Source organism: Pseudomonas sp. A34-9 (genome assembly GCF_029543085.1).
In the GTDB taxonomy this organism is placed as follows: Bacteria; Pseudomonadota; Gammaproteobacteria; order Pseudomonadales; family Pseudomonadaceae; genus Aquipseudomonas.
On record NZ_CP119967.1, the window covers coordinates 4,366,282 to 4,387,511 of the forward strand.

Consider the following 21,230-nt stretch of genomic DNA (forward strand, 5'->3'; position numbering starts at 1 on the left):
CTCAATCGTCATGCAACATCCCGGAGCTGTACTGATTGAGACTGCTGCCAATACTGTTGCCACCAAACTTCAACGTATTGGCACTACGCCCCTCCGGCGACTGACAGTCACTGGAGAAACAATGGGTGGTGGTCAAGCCACCCGTGCCCGAACAGGCACTCAACACCGACACAGCAGCAATCAACAGCACTTTGACGACATTGGCGCTCATGGCACGATTCCCCTCGGGATGAACAGCGACGATCTTGTGCCAACATCCTAGGCCTGCGCCGCACCCGGCAAGATGAAACTTTGCCGATCGACAGCGCCGGTTCAGAATCGCTTACCCGCCGACAAGGACATCCCCATGCAATTCCTGCCCATTACCGACGCCAGCCCCGCCGTCCAGGCCCACGTCCGCACCCTGCGCAACCAGCCGGACGTGCGCAAATTCATGTACACCTCGCATGAAATCAGTGAGCAGGAACATGCCAACTGGCTGGTCTCTTTGCAGGGTAATCCGCGCCAGCAAGTGTTTGTGGTGATCAAGGATGAGCAAGCAGTCGGGGTTGTTTCCCTGAATGCAATCAACGTTTTGCACAAGAGCGCGGATTGGGCGTTTTATCTGGACGTCGGCTTGCAGGGTAAAGGCTTGGGCAGTGTGGTCGAGTTCTGGATGCTTGATTACGCGTTTGGCGTGGCGGGGCTGGAGAAGCTGAATTGCGAAGTGCTGGCGATGAACGCGGCGGTGGTGAAGATGCACCAGAAGTTCGGGTTCGAGATTGAAGGTGTTCGACGGCAGAACGTGGTGAAGGATGGGGTTCGGGTCGATGTGGTGTTGTTGGGGATTACCAGCGCCGAATGGCTCAACAAACGTCCGGCGCTGGTCCCCGTTATCGAGCGGCTCAGTGCTAGCTGAAAGAGATCACCTCTTCAGCCACGCACTTGTCGGGATCTGCGCCAGCGATTTGAACGCGGGTTTGGCAAACCAGTAACCCTGCATCAGATAAATGCCGCAGTCGGCGAGAAAATCTCTTTCCTCGGCATCTTCTATGCCCTCGGCGATCACCTCCACGCCCAACTCGGTACACATGTTTACAACGTTACGCACAATGGTCTGGCGAACTCGGTCACGGTGAATATCGCGGATCAGCGCCATATCCAGCTTGATCAAATCCGGCTGAAAATCCGCCAATAAATTAAGACCGGAATAGCCTGCGCCAAAGTCGTCAATCGCCGTCTTGAAACCAAACTCACGATACTCACGCAAGATATTCATCAAATGCTTGTTGCTTTCAACGTGCTCGCCCTCCACCGCCTCGAAGATCAGGCGCTCCAGTGGGAAGCCGTGAGCGCGCGCCGCTTCCAGCGTGCTGCGAATGCACATTTCCGGACGGTAAACGGCATTCGGCAAAAAGTTGATCGACAGGTACTGCGTCATCCCTAACTCAGCCGCCGTGGAAATCGCCCGCACTCGACACAGTTGATCAAATCGATAACGGTTTTGATCGTCCACCTGCTCCAGAACTGACAAGGCGCCCTCACCCTTCACGCCGCGAACCAAGGCCTCATGGGCAAAAATCGTTTGCGCACGCAGATCCACAATGGGCTGAAAAGCGAAGGCGAAATCCATGTCCGGCACGCCTTTGTCCTTACAGCCCTGGCAGCCTCCGCGAGGCGCGAATGATTCTGGAAATTCGGTCATGACACCCCCTGATAACGGGTTGTAACCTTCCCTGACTATAGGTAAAAAACTGCTGTTGAACCGAGTCACCTGCTCACCACGCCCCAACGGCAGCCCTGCGACGCTTGAATATTCGAAGGCGCCGCAAATTCATCGTTCCAAAAATCAAGTGCGAAAATGCGCAGTCATGCGCTGCAAGTCCTGCCCCAGTGACGCCAATTCAACCGTCGCCGCCGCACTCTCTTCACTGGCAACCGCCGACTGGTCAGCGACATCCCTTACGCTGACGATGCTGCGATTGATTTCGTCGGCCACGGCACTTTGCTGCTCGGCAGCGGCCGAGATTTGCAGACTCATCTCCTGGATCGTACCGATGGACTGATTGATCTCGGTAATGGCCAACTCGGCCTTCTGCGCCAACACCACCGTATCGAGGGTGCGCTCGCGGCTGGAGGTCATCAGTGTAGAAGCTGCTTGCGCGCCTTGTTGCAGGGTGACGATCAGCGCTTCGATTTCCTTGGTCGAGTCCTGTGTCCGCTGCGCCAGCGAGCGCACTTCGTCTGCCACCACAGCGAACCCACGCCCCTGCTCTCCCGCCCGCGCGGCTTCAATAGCCGCGTTCAATGCGAGCAAATTGGTCTGCTCGGCGACGGCTTTGATGACATCGATCACTTTGCCGATCCGCTCACTGTCCTCAGACAGCACGTTCATCGCGCCGCCCAACTCTTCAATGGCCTCAGCGAGTTCACTGATCTGCAACGTCGCCTGCTTCACCACCGTACTGCCGTGGCGAGCCTGTTGATCGGCCAGGGTCGCGGCGGCGGACGCATCGGTGGTGTTACGCGCAACTTCCTGCACCGTCGAAGCCATTTCGTGCATCGCCGTGGCGACTTGATCCACTTCGCTTTTTTGCTGACGCACACCCGCGCTGGTCTGCTCACTCATGGCCGAGAGTTTTTCCGCAGAGGTGGAAATCTGCGTGACGCCATTGCCGATACCTTGCACCAGCGTGTTCAGGTTCTGCGCCATGTCCTGCATCGCATTTTGCAGATCGCCCAACTCGTCTTTGCGGTTTGATTTGGCCTGTACCGTCAGGTCGCCCTTGGCAATACGTCGAGCCAGTTCAACCGTCAGCGCCAGCGGCGCAGTGATCTGGCGCGAGATGACCACCGAAGCAAACAACCCGATCACCAACGCCAACACGGTCAAAACGGCGATCTGAATAAAGGCTGAGTGTTGATCTTCACGTGCCAGACGCTGCTGGGTGTCCATCAGGCCAGTCATGATCTTGTCCATCGCCTTGCTTTCCTGGTCGACCTGCTCGCGCATGTTTTGCTTCTGCTCAAACAGCCCGGCCACTTGCACCAATACTTCGCGATAACGCCGCATCCCGGCATGCGCTTCTTCCAGTTGACTCGACAGGGCCGTCGGCAGGCTGGTGCGCGCCTTGGTGATATCACTCAAGAAAGTATCGATGGTTTCCATCATCAGTTTTTTGTTCACGTCGTTGGGCACCGCAATGTAACGACGCAACATCAGTCGAAACGTGGTCATGCCATTGCGCAAGTCGGCCACCGTGCGCAGATCCCGAACGCGTTCGCCATCGGCTGACGCCAGCGCACTGGTCGTGGTGCCTTCAAGCATGCCGGCAAAAGTTTGCGCGTACTTGTCCGACAGCGCCGTCAGCGGTTTCAGGGCATCGGTGGTCGACTTATCGGCAGCGATCAACTGTTTGACCTTCTGGTCGTAAGCGACAATCGTGGCTTGCAACGCCTTCAAGGCTTGCTGGTTTTCAGCGCGGGTCAACGTTTCCAGCGCCTTGTTCACAAGGCCCTGCAAGACATTCAACTGCGCGTTATAGGATTCAGCGAACGCGGCGTCAGCGGCGGCTTCGTACTGTTTCTCGGACAGCCGCATATCTTGCGTAGCGTCATTCAACGTGCCGATCAGACGCGTCGTACTCAAGCGATCAACCAGCACGCTGTTGCTGCTATAGCCAATGAAAGCAACCGCCAAAACAGCCAGCAAAAGAATGCCGAAGCCGGTTCCCAGCTTGCGGGAAACCTTGATGTCACCCAGGAAATTCGATGCAACTGCCATATTCAGCCTCAAACGCCCTGACGCGAAACGCCAGGCACAAAAAATTGATCTCCGGTAACCACAGGCACCGTCCAGACATTCGGGGGTCGTCATCCAAGGCGTAATACGGGACGCTCCAGCTGTCCCTGAAATGCAAATGCCGATGCTGTTGAATCGTCAAAAAGAACCCGACGCGAGCATCGGCAGACAAACGCGTTACGTCGCAAACAGAGGGTTTGCACGCTGGATTTATCGTTTCAGCAAAGGTGTCTGGAGGGATGCTAGTAATTTTGCGAAAACTTGTACAACTTTATATTTTTGTATAGTCGTTGAACTTTTTGGGTGGGGTGATGACGCATTGCCATCATGGTTTGTGGCACATCGCTATTGGCGTAAAACGCAGGTAAAAATGCTGATTCAAGCGCTTGCCCCTCTGCGGCGAACACCGGCTGCACGCCACAGAGGAGCAAGGGGTTTACGGCTTGATTTCGACCTTATCCAACGCCTGATTCACCGCCAACTCCCCCAACATCACCACCTGCGCAATGCCCAGCGCGGTTTTGCGGTACGAGGGGTCTAGTGTTGCGGCGAAGTTGTTGAGCATTTCCGAGGCGGAACTCAGCGTTTCACTGGCATTGGCCAGCAGGGATTCCGAGTCGTACTTGGGGTTGGCGAGGTACATGCGCTCGGGCTCGTTGACGCTGGCCATGATGTGGGCGGCGGGAAGGAGGTAGTGATCGAGCGCGCGCTCGGCGGCTTCGTGGAGTTTTTTGGGGTTGAGGGATTCGTAGGGGGATGCGGGATCGGTTTCTGGTGGATTCGGTGTTGGTTTGAACATGGTGTAACTCCTGACGGATAAACGAAAAGGAGCCATCACTCTCGCTACCAAACGAAGGGTGGAGGCCATACGCAGGTTGGTAGACCGGTCGTCAGGAACCCCGGCGCATCCGAAGATGCCCCGCGCATGACCACCATAAAACGAAGACGAGAAACGTCGTCGCAAGACAGTAGTCTTGTGCTTCTGACGGAGACGGGCTACCAAACCCGATCACTGGTTTTCAGTGACGTAGGGACGATAGAACCTGCGAGCTAGAGGCACAAGCCGGGGGATTCTGTCTTAGGTGTAGGGGGAGGCGCAAGGTGGTGTGGGCAATGCATTACCTTGATGCTTTTCGATTAAACAAACGCGCAATGCAGGTTAAATTTCTCTGTGTAAAGTGGGGGTATAGGAGCATTAAGATAGTGGGTCGTTGTAGAATTGTTGACGTATTGGTTCTGCTCACGCTATTCCTTCTCGTCTCTCAAATGGGCCGTCTAGCATCAGACACCCATCTCAAGGCAGATTTTTTACATGAGCACGTTACGGAACTCTAGATAGATTTTTATTAGATATGGGAAAAACAATGGCAGCAGGTAATGCAGGGAATGATGCAGTTTCATGGATAGCAGTAGTCATCGCAGCCGCAGTTGCTGCGGGCGGATCTAGCTGGGCAATACAACTCAACAATGTCTCAGAAAGAGATAAAAAAATTGAAGACCGGGACAAACAGATTACAGCTCTGCGAGAAGCTGGTAGTTGGAATATCCCCACAACAATTAAAAGCATGAAAAGTGCTAGCGAAGAAATTATGGCATCTCTTGAGAGTCGCTCAGCCCAAGAGGCTCGTACGAATGACATCAAACACTTACAACAGGAAAATGCTGAGCTTGCGAGTAAATTGAAAGCGACGACTTCTGAGCTCGCATTAGTGCAAGACGGATTTCGCAATTTAAAATCCCAGCTACAGGGGGCAGCAAAACAGCCCATAGTTATTGAGCTAGGCGAAGGTCAAAGTGAAGATATAATTCCAGGAATAGCCGCACTTGGAGTTAAAACCATTTATTCTCGCTCTCAAGTACTTGGAGCTTTTGGCGGTCAAAAATACGAACTACGAGCAGGAGAACGCTCAAGTTTTCGTATAGCCGAGATAGATTGCAAAGTGTATATCAAGACCATCACCATTGATAAAGCAATTCTGTCGGTGACGTGCGAGAAATGATTAAATGGCGGCACTCCAAATTCAAATTCAATTACTACCGACCGCCACCCTTTTCTATCACTTTCAGCGCAACAAAAAAAAACCATTAATTAAATTAAAAGAAAGGGACGGATTTATTTAACACAACATGAACTACCTAAATATACGCGTTTTTCTGTGCTTAAAAGCTCTAATGAGCACAGTGACCAAACCTAAGCCTGTAGCGATCCGCCAGGAACGCTGCGCACTTATTTTTCAAAGAAACATAGTGGACGGATTTATTAACTTCGAAGTACGACACCTGCAAATAAATCCGTCACCTTTTAATCTTGAAAGGCTCCTAGAACAAAATCAAATAAAATTACACACAGACTCAATATGATGTTTCATTGACATCTCCTTAACAATGCCCAATCCGGGATAATGACCTGCTGCATGAGAAACCTTGAACTCGTTCATCCCTAAAGTATTATCAAAAACACCTGGATTCATAGCATCGAATTTAATTAATTTATCAAGGGCCTCCAAATACTTACCTCCGGGGTTAGTCGGAAGCGTCCCTCCCGTCGTGGAAAGAAAGTGCTTCACCTGCATAGAGTACGGCAATAGTGCATCAATGTGAGAGGCGTGGATAGCGACAACATATGCGGGACCACCAGACTCACTATATTCCTCAGCCATAACGGTGAAATCGCCGAACCCTATTGCGTTTGTTCTTTTTTTGTACGATACGTGCAAATTTGAATAGAACGATGAAGCGCTATAATCGGCATTTCGCTTTTTCTTGGCGAAACTGTCCGCGTAAAGCACCACTCTACTCAACTTATCAACAACATCAGAATCTACCTTCTGTTGATTTAAAAGAACAAATGACGCTGTATTCAAGAGAGTTACCGAAGACATCAGCGCATCACTTTCCAGATACACCGCAGCCCCAGGGTAATTGGCAAGCAGGGACAATGAAATCGAGTCTGAAGAGTCACGAACCTTGATACAAGGGGTAAACTTATTAGCTGATTTCAAATTCGACTGAAGCTGACCAAACACATTTGCGGAAGAAGCAGATGAAAAATATCCTTGAGAAGGATTTATCACAACCAATGGAATCACAGAATGCTTGTGCAACTGTTCTACTGCATCGATCACTTCTCGAGCCGAGTTATTTACCGGCTCTATAACCGGTCTATATTTTACCGCACTCAACCTACTTGACAGATCATACAACGTATTCAACTCGTGCCGCTTAGCCTTAAGAATTGGGTAGTACATAAAGTTTCCTTACTAAAATGTAAATTTAAATTTTCCAACAGCCCAACTTTATCCGCTGCCGAAATGCGATATTCGATACCAGCAGCCAACAAACTAACCGGCAACCCCTCAATATAGGACCTATCTATCTTCCGGGTAGCCTTCAGAACCTTACAAAAGGCGCTTCTTAATTTATCAGAATCCGCCCCTTCGAGAGCGATGCGACACTCATCATAAATTTTTGTATTCGGAGCAGTAGGTACATCTCCATACAATTCCTTGACCAAAGCAAGATACTCATGACGCCGTAATGAGGCCATTAAAACACCCACATCAACGGATGCAGAAGTTTGAAGAGCAGGTCTAACCTCAGTAAAACCATGCCTTTTGCTCAAGGCCAAAATACCAACACACTCCGGAATTCTTTTTTCTACTTTTGATAGATGCCCATCACCGACCACAACGTTAACTTTGTCAAATATTCTCAAGTAAGAATTGAGTTGATCCGAAAGCCTACTCAAACCATCAAATTCCGATTTAATCTCGTAACAAGTGCTGCTACCATTCAAAATAACACTATCAGCCTTATTTTCACCCACCCTGAATTCGTTCAGCAGGGTTGCCGTATTTAATGAGTAGCGGCCAATCAAGATTTTTTCAACAATCAAATTCTTAATATAATACTCAAACTTGTAGCCAGAACGAAGAACCTTAAAACTCTCTTGAAAAACATCGCTCACACTGAAGACATCACCAAGCAATTCATAGATATCGCTAGCAACTTTCAATAAAAAATCAAAATCTCCGCGCGCAACAGCATTTACTTCTTTGCTGCTGAATATTTTCGCAACATCCTTGGTATTCAATTGCGCACCAGCATCCCTAAAATACATACTTAACCCTAATCTATTTGCTCCATAGTAAGGAGCGGTCAAATGTAGAGTTTAAAGAACAAGATATTTTCATACATCCATTTTTTACCAAAAAGCGACACGCTGCACTTTTGAGATCATAGCGCCATCACCAAAGTGATGCATATGATTTTTTAAGATTAGGTCAGTCTGTTGTCCACGGAACAGTCCGACTTCAATCCTGATAAACTCCCCCACCTCCCAGCCACACCCAGCCCAGAACCGCCAATGTCCCCTATCACCGCCACACCCGCCCCACTCTCCCGCCGCTTCTCCGTCGCCCCGATGATGGATTGGACTGATAGGCATTGCAGGTACTTCCTACGCCTCCTATCGAAGAACGCCCTGCTCTACACCGAAATGGTCACCACAGGCGCACTGCTCAACGGCGATCACGAGCGTTTCCTCCGTCACAACGAAGCCGAGCACCCGCTCGCGTTGCAGTTGGGCGGTAGCGTTCCTTTGGATCTAGCCGCCTGCGCGCGCATGGCTCAGGAACACGGCTACGACGAGGTAAACCTAAACGTCGGTTGCCCAAGCGATCGCGTACAGAACAACATGATCGGCGCGTGCCTGATGGGTCATCCGCAACTGGTGGCAGATTGTGTGAAGGCGATGCGTGACGCGGTGTCGATTCCTGTGACGGTAAAGCACCGCATCGGCATCAACGGTCGGGACAGTTACGCAGAGCTGTGCGATTTCGTCGGCACCGTGCGCGATGCCGGGTGCACCAGTTTTACCGTGCATGCGCGGATTGCGATTCTGGAGGGGTTGTCGCCGAAGGAGAATCGTGACATTCCGCCGCTGCGCTATGACGTGGCGGCGCAGCTGAAGGCGGATTTTCCGGAACTGGAGATTGTGCTGAACGGCGGGATCAAGACGATGGAGGCCTGCCATGAGCATTTGCAGACGTTTGACGGTGTGATGTTGGGGCGTGAGGCTTATCACAATCCGTATTTGCTGGCGGAGGTGGATCAGCAGTTGTTTGGCAGTTCGGCGCCGGTGATCAGTCGGGCTGAGGCGTTGGCGCAGTTGCGTCCTTATATAGCCGAGCATTTGCTGGCCGGTGGGTCGATGCATCACATCACACGGCATGTTTTGGGCTTGGGCACGGGGTTCCCGGGGGCGCGGAAATTTCGTCAATTGTTGTCGGTGGATATTCACAAGGCCAAGGATCCGTTGGCGTTGCTGGATCAGGCGGCTGAGTTGCTTGAAGGTCGTTGATTGAAGTTTTGAGTGTGCGGGCGACGCCTGAGCGTTGCCCGGCGTTTTGATGTACTGACAGGATGTCTTTTGTTTATGCCCGCGTTTGGTTTTTCTGCTTTCAAGCGTTTCATCCTCCTCGCCTTGTTCAGCTTCACCTCCGACGTTTATGCGCACTGCGATGGCTTTTGTATGGGCCGTACCGATACGCCGTGGGAGGTGACGCAGATTTCCGGCCTCACCTTGGTGTCTTTATTCCTCGCACCTTTTTCGGCTAGCCAGGAAACGACTGACAGTCACAAGCGTGTTTACTCTGCCGAGGAGCAGGAAGATGCGCGATTGTATCTGGCCAGCGACGGCATGCTGCAAGCCGCGTATTTCACCTCGGCCTTGCAGCGCTATCGCCAGGAGTCGCCGGATTCGGCGTTAAACGATCTCGCCGTTGCGGCGTTGATCAGCAGCCAGTGATCAGGCTGCCGCTGCGGCGGTCCAGTTGACCCAGCCGAACAGCCACGTTGCCAAAATCAGCAAACCAAACGCGATCCGGTACCAGGCGAACGCGGCGTAGCTGTGGTTGGCAATAAACTTGAGCAAGCCGCGCACGGCGATCATGGCGAAGATGAACGCGGTGACGAAGCCGAGGGCGAAGACTGGCAGGTCGTTAGGCTGGAACAGGTCGCGGTATTTGTAGCCGGAGTACACGGCGGCGCCAACCATGGTGGGCATGGCGAGGAAGAACGAGAACTCGGTGGCGGCTTTGCGCGACAGGCCGAAGAGCAGACCGCCGATGATGGTCGAACCGGAGCGCGAGGTGCCGGGAATCATCGCCAGGCATTGTACGAAACCGATCTTCAGTGCGTCAGACCAGCGCATGTCGTCGACGTGTTCGACGCTGATCACATGGCTGCGCTGTTCGGCCCACAGCATGATGACGCCGCCGACGACCAGTGCCACGGCGACGGTGATCGGGTTGAACAGGTATTCGTGGATGGCGTCGGCGAACAACACACCCAAGACTACGGCGGGCAGGAAGGCGATCAGCAAGTTGAGGGAAAAGCGTTGGGCATTACGTTCAGTGGGCAGGCCTTTGATGATGTCGAAGATCTTCGGTCGAAACTCCCAGACGACGGCAAGAATGGCACCCAGTTGAATAATGATGTTGAACGCCATGGCGCGTTCGCCGCCGAACTCCAGCAAGTCGGCGACGATGATCTGGTGGCCGGTACTCGAGATCGGCAAGAACTCGGTCAGGCCTTCTACCGCACCTAATATCAACACCTGGAAAAGGGTCCAGAAATCCATTAATCCTCCGTCAGAGCGCTCTTGGCGAGCGACCGGGTAATAACACTCAGGGGTTGAGTATCTGCAGTGAGACCATTGACATACATAAATGCAAAAGTTCATCAGCCACAAAGATTACGTCTTATTAAAAGACACACTCAAGCCATGTTAGTAATCGTCGGCTGACGAACTACGCAGAAAATATTTAGGCCTTTTTGCAGAAAAAAGTTGCTCCGACAGTAAAGTGTGATCAATATCACATTATCCAGAGATGGCCAGACAGTGGCAATTGGACATAGACAAAGCCATCGCAATAAGCTCAAAATAGTGGCACCATTGCATATCGCCACCATCTAAGCAGTAGTTCACCCCTCCGAGAAAATCAACTAAAAGCTTGAAAAGCTTAATTATTGTTAGAAAACTCGCGAGACACGTCTAAAAACCGCGTAAATGTTACCAATTGTCAGTCACAGATGAGAACCGGTGCTTTAACATCCCGATGTCAGCACTTAATTCGAGTCAATGCATGATGCTCTCAGGGAACTTAGCGACTAGAAGCCCGCGCCCGACAAACGACGAACCTGGTGTTCTTACTCTGGGTCGTACCCGTGGCGTGGCTGAACATTTCAAAGCGCTAGTCGCCCAGCATATACGTGCCGATATGGCGCTCGAAGCCAGTGCGTACACTAGTTCATATCAGTTGAATGAACAGTCTGGTTCGTATCGAGCGATCTTCCTTGTTATCGACAGCCCACAGGCCCTCGAAGACAATCTTGCCCTGGTCGAGAACCTGCGCAGCGACAACTTGAAACCGATCATTTGCGCGGTCATCACCGGTCGCGGCGCCTTCAACAAGATCAAATACTATCTGGCTGGCGCGGATGTTTGTATCAAGTTCAACACCCTTTCCGACGATGGCGCCGAGTTGCTGGGCGAGTTCTTCAACAGTGAAGAATGGCAACGCGATATCGATCTGACGCTTGATCCGACCCGTATCTGCCTGATGGGCACCAGCAAGAAACTCGACATCTCGTTTGCCGAAATGAAGATCCTCGAAGCCTTCGCGCAAACCAGTAATCACATTCTGAGCCATGATGAAATCGCGGGCATCATGGGCCTCAACACCAATTTCTACGACCCTCGAGCACTGGAGAAATCAATCAGTCGCTTGCGTGGAAAAATCAAGGACATGTATGGTACAAACGCGATTCAGAGTATTCGCGGCTATGGCTATCGCCTGCTGCGGGGTCTGATATCGACTGCCTGACTCTCGGGCAGCCTTCCCTTTTGCATACGTACGAAGGATCGTCTGATGCAACCATATAGCTCCCGTTCTGCTTCACGTCTGTTTGAAATCAAGCAATTGAATGAGCGCGACAACACGACCCATAACAATAAAACTCCATAACATAGCAGCAGATCGAGTGGAATTTATCGAGGGCCATTCTTGGGCCCAGACCCTGCCTATCGATTACTTCCGAGGAAGTCATTGCTCGCCTGCCGATTTATCTTTTAGCCAATTTTGGTATGTATTCAGGAGAGAGACATGGAAACTAGTACAACCCTCCCAAGGAAATATTTTGTTGTCGTGACTCACAGTACAACGTCGCAACGTGAACTGGAGAGCATGCTGTCCAGTGAACGTTTCAATTCGTTCGAAGGGGTTGATTCGCCCTCTTCCGCTCCAATGGTGATGGAGTTCACATATCCAGGCATCAGTCGCAAAAATGCCCCGCGCAGTATCGAACACGATACTCAGCGAATACTGGCCACGCTCGAGTCAGAATGGCGCGCAGCGCAATCGGCTAATCCTTTCCAGAATGTCCCGGCCATTACCGGGGAAACCCGCAACATGCCGCCTGCCGTTGAAGGTGATATGCCCGGCAATGAAACCTGGCATCTCGACCCTGATCAGGGTGCACTGATCAAAGAAGGTGTCGAAATCAGCCTGACTGGCCTGGAAACAGCATTGGTCAGAAAAATGCTCAGCCATGAAGAGCGTGTTGTCAGTCGTGACGAGCTGATCCTCAGCATCGGCCGGGAGCCGGAACAATATCGCGGCCTGGAAATGTGCCTGAGTCGCCTGCAAGACAAATTCAAAAGCGCCAGCCATGGCGAACGACTGTTTCGTGCTGTCAGAAACCGCGGTTATTGCCTGATTCAGGAAATCGTCGCGTAACCACGAAAAATCTCCACGAACAGAACAAACAGATAAAAGTGCGATTACAAAAACAACAAGAGCACTCTGTTTGGCTTCATCTTCCTCCCTGAATTAACCATTCCCTGCCTCCACCCTCCAACAGTAACAAATACAACATCATTTATTCACCCCTTCCTCTGCGACCTTTTCTAACACTCTTATATTTAATTATTAAAAAGTTGGCACTGTGCCATCTTGTTAGAACTCGTCAGACACCATTCCCGGCAATAACTTAGTGTATTGACTGACGACAGTTCGGCATATCGATGTTGTTACCTCAGGACACTCGCTACAACAAAAACAATAAGTCTGCATAACAACTCGGATTTCAACTGTTGAAACCTGAATGGACGTCTTTTGGGGATACCGTATGGATCTTTCTCTAAGTATCAATCGAAGCACAGGCCTCAAGGGACTGACCTTTTGGGGCCAATGGGCGCTGGCACAGGGCTTTGTGGTGACGCTGTTGTTCATACTGGCCGAGCAGCACACCGGGACGGTCGCGTTTTACTACCGTATGTGTGCAACGCTGGCGGTACTGGCGTCGGTGCCGGCTTATACGTTTAGCGGTGTTTATCGCAAGCGTGACAACTACCTGACCGGCCTCGGTCGACTGTTCATGGGTTGGTCGATGACCATGGCGGCACTGGCGTGCATCGCCTTTGTCTGCCAGGCCGATGAGCTGTTTTCGCGACAGGTGATCCTGAGCTGGGCGGTGTATGGCTTCCTCGGTCAGGCATTTCTCTACGCGCCGCTGCATGCGTTTTCCAAGTACTACCAGCGCTCGCGCAAAAGCGAGCACAAGACGCTGATCGTCGGCACCGGCGACCTGGCGTTGGGTCTGGCGAAGAAACTCAGTCAACTGGAAAATCTGCCGTTGGTAGGTTTGGTCAGCAATGGCGATGTGTCTGTGCTGGGTCCGGATGCACCGCGCGTTGTCGGCGATCAGGAACAGTTGCTGGAGCTGATCGAAGCGCATGACATCCGTCGTTTGTACATCACCTTGCCGCTGTGTGAAGCGGCGAAGATCGAAGCGATTTATGGCGATTTGCTGGGTGCCAACGTCGACGTTGTGTGGGTGCCGGACTTGAACAGTCTGACCCTGCTCAATCACTCGGTGAAGGTCGTGGACGGTCTGCCGGCGATCTACTTGAACGAGAGCCCGTTGACCAGCCGCCCTACTGCTGCTTTGAGCAAGAGCCTGGTAGAGAAAACCGTGGCGTTTCTGGCGATCATCGCGCTGAGTCCGATCCTGCTGATCATTGCGCTGGCAGTGAAGATCAACTCGCCCGGCCCGGTGTTCTTCAAGCAGGATCGTCATGGCTGGAACGGCAAGGTGATCAAGGTCTGGAAGTTCCGCTCGATGCGTGTTCACGATGACCGTGACGTGAAGCAGGCCAGCCGTAATGACTCGCGCATTACCCCGGTCGGTCGCTTTATCCGTCGCACTTCGCTGGATGAGTTGCCGCAACTGTTCAACGTGCTGCAGGGGCACATGGCGCTGGTCGGCCCTCGCCCGCACGCCGTTGCGCACAACAACTACTACTCGGGGAAAATCCTCGCGTACATGGCACGCCACCGGATTAAACCGGGGATCACCGGGCTGGCCCAGATCAGCGGCTGCCGCGGTGAGACAGATACCATCGACAAGATGCAAAAGCGTGTGGAGATTGACCTGCAGTACATCAACAGCTGGTCGTTGTGGCTGGATCTGAAGATCCTGGTGAAGACGCCGTTTACGTTGCTGTCGAAAGATATTTACTGAGGTTCAACGCTGGATACCGCAAGGGGACGAAAGTCCCCTTTTTTGTGCCTGGGATTTGGGAGCGGATCTGGATTGCGGGTGAATGCAAATACTGTGGGAGCGAGCCTGCTCGCGAAATCGGTGGGTCAGGTAACGGGGATGCTGACTGTGCTGACGCCTTCGCGAGCAGGCTCGCTCCCACAGGGATTTGGGAATGGTTCAGGATTTGTGGCGTGACAGATAACCATTGTAGGCCTTCGCCTGCTCGCGATGGCAGTGGGTCAGGCAACAGGGATGGCGGCTGTTCGGACGCTATCGCGAGCAGGCGAAGGCCTACAGGGGATTTGTGGTTGGCTCGGGATTTGTGGCGTTACAAATAACCAATGTGGGAGCGAGCTTGCTCGCGAAAGCGGTGGGTCAGGCAATGATGATGATGCTGACTGTGCTGACGCTTTCGCGAGCAAGCTCGCTCCCACAGGTCTTCGGGTGTTCGGGAGATCCGCGCTTACTCCGTGATCTTCTCGAAATTACGGTAGAACATGTCCCCTTCCCGGCTATCGGTCATCGAATGCAGTTGGTAGCTGCGATTGAGTCGCGCACCACCGTCACGGGTCAGCGGTGCCCAGACCAGGTTGGCGCGGCGCATGGTCGACATGCTCATCATTTCGTCGAACGGGATCGACAGGTAGATGCCTTTATCGAAACTACCTTCGCCATACTCCGCGCTACCCGCCGTGGTGATCGTCGCCCACGCACCAAAACGCACGCCATTGAAAAACTCGCGCGAGATGTCCAGCGTGCCGCCCCAGTCACCGGCCAGATAACGCCCGACGCTAACCGCCGCCAGCGTATCGAACGGCAGATCCGTATAGCCAGTGATATGCCCGGTCACCACCGAGTAATCGCGCAGCGCAAAGCCTTGATCAAAATCGCGCTGGCGCACCCAGTTCAGGTCCGCCCCCACCGACCAGCGTTCACCGGTCGGGCGGAACAGCACCTCACCGCCGACACCGGCAAACATCGACTCCAGATAACCGCCATACACCATCCCATACCAGTCTTTATCCAACTGCTCGGCATGGCTGACCTGGAACAACGGCATGGTCGTGTTAGACGTTGTCAGGTACTGGCGCAAATCCGTACGCACGCGCGGCAAACCGCTCGGTGCGTCGTAGGTGAATTTGTCGAAGTTGTTGGCAAGGTTGGCACTGAGCAAACCACTCCACCAAGTGTTGCGGTTGAAGCGGTATTCGGCGTCGGCATCGGCACTCAATTGATAGAGCAAACCGTCCGGACCACCGACGTTCTGCTTGAAGCCCAGCCCCACGCCGTAACTGAAGTGCTGCGGCGCTTCGCTGTAGAGGGTTTTCTCGTTGTGCGGCATCGCCGGGTTGATCTCGGTGGTGCGGTGCAGCGACTGCAACGGCTCCTCGTTGTTGATCACTTCGCGGAAGGTCTGGCGCGGCACGCTGGTTTCTTCCAGCGGCAGGTCGTAGCGCTTGTTGACCACGGTGAACCAGTCGATGTCGTCGTTGACGCTGTTGTCGAGAATCCGGCTCGCCCGCCCGACGGCCTTCGACGAATGGAAGTAACGCTGCTGCTCGCCATACACGATCAGATCGGAATCACGCTGGGCGATGCGCTCGACTTTGTAGCCGGCGTTCTGCTGCAAGCGCTGCGACACATTCGCCCAGTTGACCTGATCCATCGCCGTGGTCGGTGCCTTCGCGGGCAGCGGTTCCGGGGTCGGATCATAAGTCTTGGCCGGTGCCTTGCGGCTGACGAAATTGGTGTGGAAGGTCACGCCGAACATCGCCGTGTTGCCGCGCTCCCACGCCGCGCTGACATCAACCGAATCGGTCACCTTGAACACTGCACCCAGGTTGATCGGCGAGTCCTGCTTGATCTCGTTGTCCTTCGGTTCGTGTTTGTAATCGTTGCCTTCATATTCGAGTTTCAGGCTGAGGCGATCCCACGGCGTCTGATAGCTCACGCCACCGAAAAACGATGGCCGACCGCGAAAGTACGAACCCGAGTTGACGTCACCGGTGCCTTCGAGGGCCGGCCGGGTATCGAAGCGATCACTGACATAGCCCAACGGGTTGTCGATGTCGCCGCGATTGCCGAGATAACCCCAGGCGATCCCGGCGCTGAAATCGAAGTTGTCGTAGCGCTTGTTGGCGACGAAAAATTCACTGGAGAACAAACCCGTACCGCCGACGTCTCGGAAGCCCAGCGCCACGTCGGGCAGCCAGTGACTCTCCTGCCACAGCCGGACTTTGACGTCGACCGCCTTGTCCTTATAGCTTTGACTGCCGCTGAGGGCCTCCGAGCCGTACGGCCGGTTGGTGATCGCGGTATAGCGAAACGAGCCTTCGAGCCAGTCCAGCGGCTGCAACGACACGCTGTAGCGGCTGTACGGATCGGTGCGGTTGGCGTTGACGCTCAACTCGCCGGCCGGGGCCATGCGCGCGGTCGGCGTCTGCAACAGCCCGGTGCCACCGAAGTCATTCTGGGTAATGCGCGGCTCTGCATGAGCCAAACCACACGGCAATAACAACACAGCTGCAAAACGTAACTTCAACGAACCACCTCGGCCAGCTGCGTGGCAATAAATTCAGCCAACTGCTGATTCAGCTCAGGGATAGGCGGATCAAGATCATCATTTTTCACCGGCACCAGAATCTTGCTGCCGGCCACCGGAAACTGCCCGGACTCGCGATTCCAGTGGGCAATGCCGACGCGCCGCGACTCGCCATTGGGCTGGATCAGCCACAGGTAATCGGCTTCGGCGTCGGCCAGAATCGAGCAGCCTTGCAGGTATTCACGCGCCTCCTGCAACGGCTGATACGGCAAGTGGCACGGCTCGGCGACCGCGCCCAGCACTTGCACCTCGTCGACGCGTTTCGGGTAGATCAGCCGATCGCCATTATCGAGACGAATGTTGCGCGCGAAGCCGACTTCCAGCGCCACCGGATCGAGATCGGCAATCTGCCTTCCGGTCACTGGCATCTGGCGGACTTCTTCGGCGATGCGTTGCGCCAGCGCCGCCCGACTCGGCCGGTCGAACAGCCTCGACATGCGCTGCAGCACATCCAGATCAAACAGCACGCCGACCTTGAGCCGCGTCTGCTCTTCAATCAGCGATTGGCGCAGTAACCCGCCCGCCAGCCAATAGCCTTCGGCATTCGGCACGGCTTCGCTGATCACGTCGAGCAAACGCCCGCCGGGTGGCAACTCGACCGGCCCGGGATGGGCGACATCGCCCGACACGGTGACGGCCGCCTGACTCACACTCGCGACCAGCATCAGGCTCGCCGATAACATGCTCAGGCGCATCACGGCAGGTGCCTGCGATCAGGGGTCAGTTGCACAACCTTGACGCGCAACTGCGAGGTCAGTTGCTGCTCGCTCTGCAAGATGAAACCGTCACGCGGGTCGACCCAGTAACGATTGGTCGCGCTCAGGCCAATGGCCGGGGCGTCAATCTGCTCATCGACACGCAGCACGGTGTATTCCTTGTCGAGAATCTGCAGGGTCTGTTCGGCGCGGCGCGAGAAGCGGCTGTTGACGATCACCCCGACTTCCTGGCCCTTGTAGAGGTCGATCCAGCGGCGCGTGGTGAAACCGTCGGCAACGTGATGCAGGCCCTGCTTGAACGGCGAGTCATCGGCCAGCCGCGTGCCATCGAGATCGCCCTCCAGACCGAGACCGATACTGCGCACGGCGAGGCCATTGCGCAGCAGCAGCACTTGTTTGCCCGAGGCGACCCAGAACTGCAGGTCTTCGCGCTCGCGCACCAGCGCCAGCACCCCGGAGCCGGACGGCGTGGTCAGTTTCAGTTGCGGATAGTCGACCCCGGCCACCTCGGCCGCCGACACGTCGACTTCATCCGGGCCGACGACCGCCGCTTTAAGGTTGTTCAACGAAGCGCTCATCAGCGGGTTACAGCCGCACAGCAACGAGGCCGCCAGCAGGCACAGGCCAACTTTCAAAATATTCAAAGTCGGCGACCTTATTTGCTGTTGTTACTGTATTCGCTCCAGTTCTTCGCAGCGGAAGCGCCAGTGCCGACAATCGATGCCGACGGCACCAATTGACTGATCAGACGATTCCAGCGAGTCACGTTGGCAGGCCCGACATACACCACGTCCTGCGGGCGGACTTCGAAGTGCGAAGCGAGCGCCATGGCGGTCGGCGATTCGGCTTCCAGCTGGTAGATCTTCGCCGGTTCGACATCGAGGTTTTCCACACCACGAATGACGTACACCGCGTTGCCGTTGGAAGTGGTCTGGCTCAAGCCGCCGACCGAACCGAGCACGTCGGTAAGGTTCATCGTCGCGGTCTTGAAACTCAATGCGCGCGGCTGATTGACCTCGCCCATCACGTAAATGCGCTTGTTGTCGTTGTACGGCAGATACAGCTGATCGCCGCCCTTGAGGTAGACGTTCTGCAACTCGGAATCCTGCTGATTGAGCGAGTCGAGGTTGAGCGGATAAGTGCGGCCGTTGCGGGTCAGCAACAGCCCCGACAAATCGGCGTTGTTGGTGTCGATGCCGGCGGAACCGAGGGCTTCGACCACGCTCAGCGGATTGGTCGAAATCGCTTGCGGGCCGGCCTTGGCCACCGCGCCGGTGACCACGACTTTCTGGCTGGCAAAACGCAACACCGCAACATCCACCTGCGGCTCGGCGATGAATGCCGATAGCCGCTGTTCAATGTCCGAGCGCAGTTGCTGGATGGTCCGGCCGGCGGCCTGGACTTCCTTGATGAACGGGTAATAGAGCGTGCCATCGGAACGCACCAGACGGCCGTTGGCATCGATCTGTTGTTGCGCGCCGGACGGGGCCGTCAGCTCAGGGTGATCCCAGACTGTGATGTACAGGACGTCGTTGTTGCCGATGCGGTATTCGGCCGGGGTCGCCAACAGCTCAGGCGGCAGCGACTCACGCTTTTGCGTGGCGCGGTTCATGGCAATCAGCTTGGGCGTGATCGGAATCAGCTCGACCCGGCTGCTTTCGCTGGCGCCCTGGCGGGTGATGCTGCCGGTGCTGAGGTATTGACCGGGGGAAAACATGCAACCTTGCAAAGCGAGACTTGCCAACATTAAAAGATAAACACTACGAGTCATAATGGCACTACGCTATTCAAGGGCGAATCCAAAAACAAAGTCACCCGACTTGCGTCGGGCGACCTTGTACTGCACTAACAGAACTTCCTGTTAGTTATGCGTGCCGGTGGTGCCGGTGGTACCCGTCGTACCGGTGGTACCGCCGTTGGCACTGCCACCGCTGTTAGACGCCGCTACAGCACTGGCAACCATTGCAGTACTGGCTGCGGGCGCTTGAGAAGCCGCCACGTTGCCACCTACATTGGTTACCGCTGTCAGCGGTGCTTCAGCGGCGGCAGCCCAGTTGCTCAACATCGTCAACAGGGCAACTGCCATCACTTTTTTCATATCAACTCCTTTCTAACATTCGACCTGTTAAAAAACCGGTCTGAGTTAGCGGTGGTGAGTTCAAGTCCGCAAAAAGCGCGAACAAGATCCGTTGTTCTTTCACAGTCTTACCCAACTGATAAAAGTCGAACGGCAGGTTTATATCTACGGACTTGCAAAAGGCATTGCCAGTGTAATTTCCCGACGTTATCTAACAACCTGACTGAAAATAACATTGGGTTAAATGGCCATCATCCCAAGTAGCCTTTGGGGTGGTTGGATTGCCAGCGCCAAGTGTCGGTGACCATGTCCTGCAAGTTGCGTGTGGCTTTCCAGCCCAGCTCTTTTGCAGCCTTGGAAGCGTCGGCCCAACTCTCGGCAATATCCCCGGAGCGGCGCGGCATCATCCGATACGGCACCGGTTGCCCGCAGGCCTGTTCGAAGGCGTGGAGCACTTGCAGCACGCTGTAGCCATCGCCCGTGCCAAGGTTCCAGGTATGAATGCCGGTGCGTCCGGAGATGGACTGCAACGCCTTCAGGTGACCGTCCGCGAGATCGACGACGTGGATGTAATCGCGCACGCCGGTGCCGTCGATGGTCGGGTAATCGTTGCCGAAGATCGACAGCTCTTGCAGGCTGCCGACCGCCACCTGACTGATGTAAGGCACCAGATTATTCGGGATGCCGTTGGGGTCTTCGCCCATGTGCCCGCTGGCGTGGGCGCCGATCGGGTTGAAGTAACGCAGCAAAGCGATGCTCCAGCGCGGCTCGGCCAAGCTCAGGTCACGCAGGACGTTCTCGACGATCAGCTTGGACTGGCCGTAAGGATTGGTCGGATTTCCGGTGGGAAAATCCTCGCGGATCGGCATCTGCTCAGGCTCGCCATAAACCGTGGCCGACGAGCTGAACACCAGTCGAAACACCCCCGCCGCGGCCATCGCCTGGCACAGATTAATGCTGCCGCTGACGTTGGTCTCGTAGTACTCGAGCGGTTTGCGCACGCTCTCGCCGACCGCTTTCAGGCCAGCGAAATGCAGCACCGCTTCGATGTTGTGCTCGCGGAAGATCCGGTCGAGCAGTGCCCGGTCACAGACATCGCCGCGAATCATCCAGGCACTCTTGCCGCAGATGGTTTCAACGGCGTGCAATGCCGCTTCGCTGCTGTTGCAAAGATTATCCAGTACAACAACTTCATAACCTGCTTCAAGCAATGCAAGTGTGGTATGCGAGCCGATATAGCCGGCGCCACCCGTTACCAGAATCTTCATAGCGCGGTCCGTCTTTGGAATGAGTGACAAGTAACGTGTCAAGCCCGTTTTATTGAAGATGTGTCACAATCCACACAAACCAGGCGACAACAATCGAAAACAAAACTAGTTCAATGACTGGCAATAAATATTTTTGCAGGTCAGACTGTATTGCTCGCTACTTATTAGCACTCCCCGC

20 protein-coding genes are annotated in these 21,230 nt (G+C 54.4%); 7 read left to right on the forward strand and 13 right to left on the reverse strand.

The window, feature by feature from the left end; translation table 11 throughout:
• Position 1 precedes the first annotated feature (1 nt).
• The gene (locus P3G59_RS19385; RefSeq protein ID WP_277758576.1) at positions 2 to 211 is read right to left on the reverse strand and encodes a hypothetical protein; all 210 of its coding nucleotides are present in this window, start codon (positions 209 to 211) and stop codon (positions 2 to 4) included.
• A gap of 135 nt (positions 212 to 346) precedes the next feature.
• Here P3G59_RS19385 and pseH point away from each other — a divergent pair, with 135 nt between their 5' ends.
• Positions 347 to 898 carry a UDP-4-amino-4,6-dideoxy-N-acetyl-beta-L-altrosamine N-acetyltransferase gene (gene pseH / locus P3G59_RS19390; RefSeq protein WP_277758577.1) on the forward strand — a complete coding sequence of 184 codons (552 nt, stop codon included), beginning with the start codon at positions 347 to 349 and terminating at the stop codon, positions 896 to 898.
• Between the two features lie 6 nt (positions 899 to 904).
• On the opposite strand, the gene P3G59_RS19395 is transcribed toward pseH, so the two are convergent.
• From P3G59_RS19395 to P3G59_RS19405, 3 genes are all read right to left on the reverse strand, one after another.
• Positions 905 to 1,684 (reverse strand): EAL domain-containing protein, encoded by a 780-nt coding sequence (locus tag P3G59_RS19395; protein ID WP_277758578.1) that lies wholly within the window; start codon positions 1,682 to 1,684, stop codon positions 905 to 907.
• Between the two features lie 144 nt (positions 1,685 to 1,828).
• Positions 1,829 to 3,763 (reverse strand): methyl-accepting chemotaxis protein, encoded by a 1,935-nt coding sequence (locus P3G59_RS19400; protein WP_277758579.1) that lies wholly within the window; start codon positions 3,761 to 3,763, stop codon positions 1,829 to 1,831.
• Positions 3,764 to 4,217: 454 nt separating this feature from the next.
• Positions 4,218 to 4,580 (reverse strand): DUF6124 family protein, encoded by a 363-nt coding sequence (locus P3G59_RS19405; RefSeq protein WP_277758580.1) that lies wholly within the window; start codon positions 4,578 to 4,580, stop codon positions 4,218 to 4,220.
• A 565-nt stretch (positions 4,581 to 5,145) separates the two neighbouring features.
• Here P3G59_RS19405 and P3G59_RS19410 point away from each other — a divergent pair.
• A complete protein-coding gene (locus tag P3G59_RS19410; protein ID WP_277758581.1) occupies positions 5,146 to 5,781 on the forward strand; it encodes a hypothetical protein in 636 nt (211 codons plus the stop codon).
• Positions 5,782 to 6,111: 330 nt separating this feature from the next.
• Here the strand turns inward: P3G59_RS19410 and P3G59_RS19415 are convergent, their stop codons facing one another.
• Both P3G59_RS19415 and P3G59_RS19420 read right to left on the reverse strand, forming a co-directional pair.
• Entirely contained in the window at positions 6,112 to 7,029 is a 918-nt protein-coding gene (locus P3G59_RS19415) for a sce7725 family protein (RefSeq protein ID WP_277758582.1), read from the reverse strand.
• The gene (locus tag P3G59_RS19420; protein ID WP_277758583.1) at positions 6,990 to 7,874 is read right to left on the reverse strand and encodes a sce7726 family protein; all 885 of its coding nucleotides are present in this window, start codon (positions 7,872 to 7,874) and stop codon (positions 6,990 to 6,992) included. Before P3G59_RS19420 ends, P3G59_RS19415 begins: the two co-directional genes overlap by 40 nt.
• A 273-nt stretch (positions 7,875 to 8,147) precedes the next feature.
• Here P3G59_RS19420 and dusA point away from each other — a divergent pair, with 273 nt between their 5' ends.
• Entirely contained in the window at positions 8,148 to 9,143 is a 996-nt protein-coding gene (dusA, locus tag P3G59_RS19425; protein WP_277758584.1) for a tRNA dihydrouridine(20/20a) synthase DusA, read from the forward strand.
• A 75-nt stretch (positions 9,144 to 9,218) separates the two neighbouring features.
• The gene (locus P3G59_RS19430) at positions 9,219 to 9,590 is read left to right on the forward strand and encodes a DUF2388 domain-containing protein (RefSeq protein WP_277758585.1); all 372 of its coding nucleotides are present in this window, start codon (positions 9,219 to 9,221) and stop codon (positions 9,588 to 9,590) included.
• On the opposite strand, the gene P3G59_RS19435 is transcribed toward P3G59_RS19430, so the two are convergent.
• Complete coding sequence (locus P3G59_RS19435; protein ID WP_277758586.1) at positions 9,591 to 10,424, reverse strand: undecaprenyl-diphosphate phosphatase; 834 nt, start codon at positions 10,422 to 10,424, stop codon at positions 9,591 to 9,593.
• 505 nt (positions 10,425 to 10,929) lie between these two features.
• On the opposite strand from P3G59_RS19435, the gene P3G59_RS19440 reads away from it, so the two are divergent.
• From P3G59_RS19440 to P3G59_RS19450, 3 genes are all read left to right on the forward strand, one after another.
• Entirely contained in the window at positions 10,930 to 11,670 is a 741-nt protein-coding gene (locus P3G59_RS19440; RefSeq protein WP_277758587.1) for a winged helix-turn-helix domain-containing protein, read from the forward strand.
• 279 nt (positions 11,671 to 11,949) lie between these two features.
• A complete protein-coding gene (locus P3G59_RS19445; RefSeq protein ID WP_277758588.1) occupies positions 11,950 to 12,582 on the forward strand; it encodes a winged helix-turn-helix domain-containing protein in 633 nt (210 codons plus the stop codon).
• Positions 12,583 to 12,973: 391 nt separating this feature from the next.
• Positions 12,974 to 14,368: an undecaprenyl-phosphate glucose phosphotransferase gene (locus P3G59_RS19450; RefSeq protein ID WP_277758589.1), complete on the forward strand. Its 1,395-nt coding sequence runs from the start codon at positions 12,974 to 12,976 to the stop codon at positions 14,366 to 14,368.
• 484 nt (positions 14,369 to 14,852) lie between these two features.
• Here P3G59_RS19450 and P3G59_RS19455 read toward each other — a convergent pair whose 3' ends face one another.
• The 6 genes from P3G59_RS19455 to galE all read right to left on the reverse strand — a co-directional run bounded on the left by P3G59_RS19455 (position 14,853) and on the right by galE (position 21,052).
• A complete protein-coding gene (locus P3G59_RS19455; RefSeq protein ID WP_277758590.1) occupies positions 14,853 to 16,931 on the reverse strand; it encodes a YjbH domain-containing protein in 2,079 nt (692 codons plus the stop codon).
• A complete protein-coding gene (locus tag P3G59_RS19460) occupies positions 16,928 to 17,686 on the reverse strand; it encodes a capsule biosynthesis GfcC family protein (RefSeq protein WP_277758591.1) in 759 nt (252 codons plus the stop codon). Before P3G59_RS19460 ends, P3G59_RS19455 begins: the two co-directional genes overlap by 4 nt.
• Positions 17,686 to 18,351 carry a YjbF family lipoprotein gene (locus P3G59_RS19465; RefSeq protein WP_277758592.1) on the reverse strand — a complete coding sequence of 222 codons (666 nt, stop codon included), beginning with the start codon at positions 18,349 to 18,351 and terminating at the stop codon, positions 17,686 to 17,688. The genes P3G59_RS19460 and P3G59_RS19465 overlap by 1 nt, the downstream gene beginning before the upstream one ends.
• Before the next feature lie 11 nt (positions 18,352 to 18,362).
• A complete protein-coding gene (locus P3G59_RS19470; RefSeq protein ID WP_277758593.1) occupies positions 18,363 to 19,424 on the reverse strand; it encodes a polysaccharide biosynthesis/export family protein in 1,062 nt (353 codons plus the stop codon).
• A gap of 144 nt (positions 19,425 to 19,568) precedes the next feature.
• A complete protein-coding gene (locus P3G59_RS19475) occupies positions 19,569 to 19,805 on the reverse strand; it encodes a hypothetical protein (protein ID WP_007910552.1) in 237 nt (78 codons plus the stop codon).
• A 230-nt stretch (positions 19,806 to 20,035) separates the two neighbouring features.
• Positions 20,036 to 21,052, reverse strand: coding sequence for a UDP-glucose 4-epimerase GalE (gene galE, locus P3G59_RS19480; RefSeq protein ID WP_277758594.1), 1,017 nt, complete (start codon positions 21,050 to 21,052; stop codon positions 20,036 to 20,038).
• Positions 21,053 to 21,230 lie beyond the last annotated feature (178 nt).